The 6,945-nt window shown below is 69.5% G+C and carries 5 protein-coding genes and 1 pseudogene; 4 read left to right on the forward strand and 2 right to left on the reverse strand.

Annotated features, from left to right (window positions below):
• Positions 1–34: 34 nt before the first annotated feature.
• Both AC3XYG_RS30310 and betI read right to left on the reverse strand, forming a co-directional pair.
• Positions 35–1,213, reverse strand: a complete 1,179-nt coding sequence (locus tag AC3XYG_RS30310; RefSeq protein WP_489143603.1) for an acyl-CoA dehydrogenase family protein — start codon at positions 1,211–1,213, stop codon at positions 35–37.
• Positions 1,210–1,875, reverse strand: a complete 666-nt coding sequence (gene betI / locus AC3XYG_RS30315; RefSeq protein ID WP_489143604.1) for a transcriptional regulator BetI — start codon at positions 1,873–1,875, stop codon at positions 1,210–1,212. Before betI ends, AC3XYG_RS30310 begins: the two co-directional genes overlap by 4 nt.
• A gap of 197 nt (positions 1,876–2,072) precedes the next feature.
• Here betI and AC3XYG_RS30320 point away from each other — a divergent pair, with 197 nt between their 5' ends.
• The 4 genes and pseudogenes from AC3XYG_RS30320 to AC3XYG_RS30335 all read left to right on the forward strand — a co-directional run.
• Positions 2,073–3,416: an aspartate aminotransferase family protein gene (locus AC3XYG_RS30320; protein WP_489143605.1), complete on the forward strand. Its 1,344-nt coding sequence runs from the start codon at positions 2,073–2,075 to the stop codon at positions 3,414–3,416.
• A gap of 27 nt (positions 3,417–3,443) precedes the next feature.
• Positions 3,444–5,063: a phytoene desaturase family protein gene (locus AC3XYG_RS30325; protein WP_489143606.1), complete on the forward strand. Its 1,620-nt coding sequence runs from the start codon at positions 3,444–3,446 to the stop codon at positions 5,061–5,063.
• Positions 5,050–6,615 (forward strand): phytoene desaturase family protein, encoded by a 1,566-nt coding sequence (locus AC3XYG_RS30330; RefSeq protein ID WP_489143607.1) that lies wholly within the window; start codon positions 5,050–5,052, stop codon positions 6,613–6,615. The genes AC3XYG_RS30325 and AC3XYG_RS30330 overlap by 14 nt, the downstream gene beginning before the upstream one ends.
• Position 6,616: 1 nt before the next feature.
• Positions 6,617–6,945: pseudogene (locus tag AC3XYG_RS30335) on the forward strand (hypothetical protein); the annotation flags it as partial.

The following is a 6,945-nucleotide window of genomic DNA, read 5'->3' on the forward strand; positions in this document are numbered from 1 at the left end:
GCCGGATTTCTCCAGCGGATTCTTTACCGAATTCCTAAGGTCCGATCGTGCCGGCCAAACCCCGCTTCAGCAGGCTGCCGGCGATGATCAGGCGCTGGATCTCGCTGGTGCCTTCCCAGATGCGGTCGACCCGCAATTCGCGGCTGAACCGCTCCGCCACATTCTCGCGCATGTAGCCGCGACCGCCGAAGATCTGCACCGCCCGGTCGGCGACGCGGCCCGCCATCTCCGACGCCAGCAGCTTGGCGATCGAGCAGCGGGCGTGCAGCGCCTTGACGTCGAGGCCGCGGTCATGCGCCTCCGCCGCCTCATAGGTCACCAGCCGCGCCGCATGCAGCTCGGCCAGGCTGTCGGCCAGCATCGCCTGCACCAGCTGGAACCGCGCCATCGGCGCGCCGCCGATCGCCCGGCCGGCGGCGAATTCGGTCGCCACCTCGATCAGCCGTTCGGCGGCGCCGCAGCAGCGCGCCGCGATCATCAGCCGCTCGCGCCGGAACCAGGCGTGGATGAAGCCCATGCCCTGCCCTTCCGCGCCGATCCGGTCGGCCGCCGGCACGCGCACGCCGTCGAAGCGCAGGATCGGGTGATGATGCCGGTAGGTGTGGGTGTAGGCGGGGGTGCGCACCGTGCTCAACCCCACAGCCGGCAGGCCGACGAAGAACAGGGCGTGGCTGCCGTCGGCCACGCCGCCCTGGATCTTGGCCTGGACAATCACCGTGTCGGCCAAATTGGCGCTGGTGACGTGCCATTTCTCGCCGTCGATGACGTAATGGTCGCCGTCGCGCCGGGCGGTGGTGGCGATGTCGTCGACATCGGACCCCGCACTGGCCTCGGTGACGGCGGTGCAGATGTGCTTTTCGCCGCGCATCAGCGGCAGGATGAAGCGGTCGATCTGGTCGGGCGAGCAGGCCTCGAACATCCAGGACTGCGCTTCGCCGCAGCACCAGGCCAGGGCGTTGGTGACCCGCCCGGTCTGTTCCGCGATCGCCACCTGGTCGAGGATCGGCAGGCCCAGCCCGCCATGGGCCTTCGGCGCGTCGATCCGTGACAGGCCGAGATCCAGCGCCAGCCGTTCATGCCGGGCGGCGATGTCGGGTGGGATCTCGCCCCCATTCATTTCCGCCTCCACCTCCCATGGGATCAGCTCCGCGTCGACGAAGCGGCGGATCCTGTCCTGCCAGCCGCGGGCGCTGTCGGGGAGGGTGAAGCTCATGGCGCGGCGGCCTCGGCACCCGGGATCGGGCCATCCCGGGTGAAGTGCCGGGGGAAGACCGAGGCCATCATCTCCACGACACAGGCGCGGCCATCCTCGCGGCCGAATTCCTTCGGCCCCATCATCACATGCAGCCACAGCCCTTCCAGAAGCCCATTCAGGCTACGGGCGAGCAGCAGCGGCGACTGGCCGTCCGCCACCAGGTCGCGGCACAGGTTCAGCAGGGTCAGGTGGTAGTCCTGGTCGTTGGCGCTGCACAAAGCGCGGTAATGCGGCCGGGTCTTGGCTTCGCCCCAGAAGGCACACCAGGCGGCGATCTTGCGCGGGTTGCAGATCTTCCGGTCGAAATCGGCCAGCACCAGCGCCCACAGCTTTTCCGCCGGGGTCGGCCCGGCCTCGTGCAGCGCGCGGCGCCAATGGGCGCGGTATTCGTCCGAGAGGTAGCGCAGCGTCTCGACGAGCAGCTTTTCCTTGCTCTCGAAATGGAAGTTGACGATGCCGCGCGACAGGCCGGCGCCGTCGGCGACCACGGCCATGGTGGTTTCCTCGTAGCCGCGCTTGGCGATGGCGTCGATCGTCGCCTCGATCAGCTCCTGCCGCCGCAGCTCTTTCGACTGCCGCCGCCCCCCGTTCAGCCTGCGCGCGGCCTGGCCCTCGGCCATCGGCACCCCCAAGTGCAAAGTCACCAAAACGGTAACACCGGCCGTGCCATCCAACAAGATATTGAATGAATATCCAGCAAGCTTCTAATTGAACGTTCATTCAACAACCTGGACAGGATCCGAGACACCATGCCATCCTAAGTCTCGAAATCGAGGCCGGAGAACCGCCGGACCAACGAGACAAGAGGATCGCGGCCATGACCCGCAGCCTGGCGCGCAGCAACGCGCAATTCCGTCGGGCGTCGACCCGCCTGCCCCTCGGCGTCGCCTCCAATTTCCGCTACTGGGGCGACGACCGGACGATCTACATCAAGCGCGGCCAGGGCGGCCGGATCTGGGATCTCGACGACAATCCTTACATCGACTACCGGCTCGGCTACGGCCCCGCCATCCTGGGCTATGCCGACCCGCGGGTGGATGAGGCGGCGCGCCAGGGCATGGAGGTCGGCGGCGTGTTCGGCCTGTCGACCGAGCGCGAATTCACCGTGGCCGAGCGCATCGCCAAGATGATGCCGGCGGCCGAGCTGGTGCGCTTCTCCAACTCCGGCACCGAGGCGGTCATGGCGGCGCTGCGCCTGGCCCGCGCCTACACCGGCAAGGATTCCTACGTGCTGGTCGAGGGCAGCTATCACGGCCTGTTCGATGCCGCGATGTGGCTGGTCTCGCTGGAGGAGTGGGACCCGTCGAAGACCGACCAGGAGCCGACCGTCATCTCCTATTCCAGCGGCGTGCCGCAGGCGGTGCGGCCGCTGGTGCATCTGACGCCGATGAACGACGCCAACCGGCTGGAAGACCTGCTGCGCCGCAAGTCGCATGAGATCGCGGCGATGCTGATCGAACCGATCATGGGCAATTGCTGTGGCATCACCGCCGATATCGCCTACGTCCGCGCCGTGCGCGAGCTGTGCGACCGCTACGGCGTGCTGCTGATCATCGACGAGGTGAAGTCCGGCTTCCGCGTCGCCCGCGGCGGCACGCAGGAGCTGATGGGCGTGACCGCCGACATCACCACCGTGGCCAAGGCGATGGGCAACGGCTATCCGATCTCCGCCATCGGCGGGCGCGAGGACATCATGCGCCGCTATGGCAACGGCGTCGCCCATGGCGGCACCTACACCGCCCATTCCGTGGCGCTGGCCGCGGCCGAGAAGACGCTCGAGATCCTGGACGAGACCGCGGCGCTGGAGACCATCGCCGCCTATGGCCGCAGGCTGCAGGCCGGGATGAAGCGCATCCTGGACGCGCGCGGCGTGGTCCATTCCTTCGCCGGCCACCCGTCGATGGGCGGGCTGTTCTTCGCCGCGACGCCGCCGCGCGACTATCGCGACTGGAAGCGGTCCGACTACAGCTTCTACGACGCGCTGGCGCGGGAGCTGCATGAGGAGGGCGTGCTGTGCGAACCGGATTCGCGCGAACCCTGGTTCATCTGCGAGGCGCATGACGATGCCTGCCTGGCCGAGACCCTGGCCGGCTTCGAACGCGCCGTCGACCGCACCCTGGAGACGGGCGGCGACGCGGCGAAGCGCGCCGTGTCACACTGACCGCGGCACCGGAAGGGGACGGAGGCCATGAAGACTTGGGATGCCCTCATCGTCGGGGCCGGGCACAACGGCCTGGTCGCCGCCTGCTACCTCGCCCGCGCCGGGCTGGAGGTGCTGGTGGTCGAGAAGAACGACTGGGTCGGCGGCGCCGCGGTCAGCCGGTCGCTGCACCCCGGCATCCTCTATTCCAACTGCTCCTATGTCTGCAGCCTGCTGCGGCCGGAGATCATGCGCGACCTGGACCTGCCGCGGCACGGGTTGCAGGTCATCCCCTATGAGGGCGGCGCCGTGTTCACCCGCGACGGCGACGCGCTGGCGACCTACCGCCAGCACGATGCGAACCGGCGCGAGATCCAGCGCTTCTCGCTGCGCGACGCCGAGGCCTATGACCGCTATTCGGCCGATGTCACGCGGCAATGCCGCTTCATCCGACCGCTGCTGCTGCGCACGCCGCCTGACCCGACCTCGCTGCGGCCGCGCGACCTGCAGGAGCTGCTGTATCTCGGCCGCAAGTTCCACGACCTGACCGAGACCGAGATGGCGGACACCGTCCGGTTCTGGACCATGAGCATCGCCGAATACCTGGACGAGTATTTCGAGAACCCTGTGGTGAAGGCCGGCTTCGCCCTGTCCGGCATCATCGGCACGGCCCTGGGCCCGTATTCGCCCGGATCGGCCTATGTGCTGCTGCACCACTATATGGGCGATGTCGACGGCGCCACCGGGGCCTGGGGCTTCGCCCGCGGCGGCATGGGCGCCATCACCCAGGCGATGGCCGGGTCACTGCGCGGGGCGAAGGGCGAGATCCGCACCGGCGCGGCGGTGGAGCGCATCCTGGTCGAGAACGGCCGCGCCGCGGGCGTGGTGCTGGCGGGGGGCGAGGAGATCCGCGCCCGGCGCGTCGTTTCCAACCTCGACGTCAAGCGCACTTTCCTGACGCTGGTTGACGAGGCGGAGCTGCCCACGGTTTTCACCAAACGCGTGCGCGGCTTCAAGATCCGCGGCTCCTCCGGCAAGGTGAACATCGCGCTGGGCGCCCTGCCCCGCTTCCCGGCCCTGCCGGAGGGGTCTCCCTGCCTGCGCGGCGACATGCATTTCACCGACAGCGTCGAGCGGATGGAGCGCGGCTATGACGACTGGAAGGCCGGTCGCTGGTCGGCCGATCCCTTCCTCGACATGATGATCCCGACCACGCTCGACCCCACCATGGCGCCGCCGGGCCAGCATTTCATGAGCTGCTTCGTCCAATACTGCCCGCCCAAGGTCGAGGGCCGCGACTGGACCGATGCCGACCGCGATGCCTTCGGCAAGACCGTGATCGACCAGATCGCCGAATACTCGCCCGGCTTCCGCGACCTGATCCTGCATGCCGAGATCCGCACCCCGCGCGAACTGGAAGCCGAGGTCGGGCTGACCGAAGGCAACATCTTCCAGGGTGAGCTGACCTTCGACCAGATCCTGTTCAACCGGCCGGTGCCCGGCTATGCCCAGTACCGGTCGCCGGTCGCCGGCCTCTACATGTGTGGATCGTCCACCCATCCGGGCGGCGGGGTGATGGGCGCGCCGGGCCGCAATGCGGCGTCCGAGATCCTGCGCGACCTCAAGCGCAAGCCGGCGACCATGAGCGACGCCTATGCCGTCCTGTGACGTCCTCGTCATCGGCGGCGGCCACAACGGCCTGGTCTGCGCCGCGCTGCTGGCCCGCAAGGGCCGCAAAGTGGTGCTGCTGGAAGCGGCCGGGGAGATCGGCGGCGCGGCCCGGACGGTGGAGTTTGCCCCCGGCTTCCGCGTGTCCCATGTCGCCCATGTGCTGAACCATCTGCACCCCGAGGTGATCCAGGCGTTGGCGCTGAAGCGCCACGGCCTAGCCCTCGCGGCAGCCAACCTGCCGACCACGGCGCTGGCCGCGGATGGCCGGCACCTCACCCTGCACGGTGCGTTCGGCGAACGCCTGTCTGGCGACATCGCGCCGGATGAGGCGGCGGCCTGGGCATCGCTGCGGGGCAAGCTGCTGCGCTTCGCCGGCACGCTGCGCCCGTTCCTGACCCGGACACCGCCCCGGCTGCGTGGGGGAGGACGCGGCGATGCCCTGACCCTCGGCAAGCTCGGCTGGGCGATCCGCCGGCTGGGCCGCGACGAGATGCGCGAATTCCTGCGCATGGTGCTGATGGATGTCGCCGATGTACTGGAGGAGGAGCTGTCGGATTCGCGCCTGATGGGCGCCGTGGCCTTCGACGCGGTGCTGGGCACCCATCTCGGCCCGCGGTCGCCGACCTCGCTGATGTCGCTGTTCCACCGCCTGGCCGGCGAGGCCGACGGCGTGCCGGCGGCGCTGGCCCTGCCGAAGGGCGGCATGGGTGCGGTCGCCGCCGCCATCGCCGGCGCCGCCCGGGCCGCCGGAGTCGAGATCCGTGTGAACGCCCCGGTCGCGCGCATCCTGGTCGAAGGCGACCGTGCCGTCGGCCTGGCCCTGGCGGATGGGGCGGAGATCCGGGCGCCGATCGTCGTGTCCGGCGCCAACCCGCGCACCACCTTCCTCGACCTGCTCGGCCCGCGGGCGCTGGACACCGGCTTCGTCCGCCGCATCAAGCACATCCGCATGCGCGGCATTGCCGCCAAGCTGCACTTGGCGCTGGACGGGCTGCCGGAGCTGCCCGGGCTGGATCCGGCGCTGCTGGCCGGACGGCTGGTGATCGCGCCCGGCGTCGATGCGGTCGAGGCCGCCTTCAACCCGGCGAAATATGGCGAGGCCTCGCCCGAGCCGGTGCTGGAGATGGTGATCCCGTCGCTGACCGACCCCGACTGCGCCCCACCGGGCCAGCATGTGATGTCGATCGTGGCGCAATACGCCCCGGCAGAGCTGCGCACCGGCTGGGACAGCGGCGGGCCGGCCTTTCGCGACAGCATCCTGGCAGTGCTGGAACGGCACTGGCCCGGCCTGTCGGCCCGGGTGCAGGCGGCGGAGCTGCTGACCCCGGCCGACCTGGAGGCGCGCTACCGCATGCCCGGCGGCCATTGGCACCATGGCGAGCTGGCAATCGACCAACTGCTGATGCTGCGCCCGGTGCATGGCGCCGGCCAATATGCGACCCCGGTGCCCGGCCTGTTCCTGTGTGGCGCCGGCAGCCATCCCGGCGGCGGCATCATGGGCGCCGCCGGCCTGAACGCCGCGCGGCGCATCCTGGCGGGAGGCCCCTGACATGCGCAGCCCCCTGCCCCGCGACCACTTCCGCAAGCCGCTGCTGCAGACGCCGTTCCATCCGCGCATCGCCGCGCTGATGCAGGCCGAGGACTGGAGCAACTGGGGCGGCTATGTCTCCGCCCACACCATCCGCGACGCGGAGCAGGAATACTTCGCCATCCGCAACGCGGCGTCGCTGTTCGACCTGACGCCGATGGTGAAATACCGCATCGCCGGGCCGGAGGCAGAGGCCTTCCTCGACCGGCTGACATTGCGCGACATGTCGAAGCTCAGCCCCGGCCGGGTGCAATACACCGCCTGGTGCGACGATGACGGCCATGTGCTGGA

The organism is Inquilinus sp., assembly GCF_057815775.1.

What these genes read in the sequence shown, in the direction of transcription:
- AC3XYG_RS30325 (WP_489143606.1), top strand. Translation starts at nt 3,444, where the DNA reads ATGAAGACTTGGGATGCCCTCATCGTCGGGGCCGGGCACAACGGCCTG.
- AC3XYG_RS30330 (WP_489143607.1), top strand. Translation starts at nt 5,050, where the DNA reads ATGCCGTCCTGTGACGTCCTCGTCATCGGCGGCGGCCACAACGGCCTG.
- betI (WP_489143604.1), bottom strand. Translation starts at nt 1,875, where the DNA reads ATGGCCGAGGGCCAGGCCGCGCGCAGGCTGAACGGGGGGCGGCGGCAG.
- AC3XYG_RS30310 (WP_489143603.1), bottom strand. Translation starts at nt 1,213, where the DNA reads ATGAGCTTCACCCTCCCCGACAGCGCCCGCGGCTGGCAGGACAGGATC.
- AC3XYG_RS30320 (WP_489143605.1), top strand. Translation starts at nt 2,073, where the DNA reads ATGACCCGCAGCCTGGCGCGCAGCAACGCGCAATTCCGTCGGGCGTCG.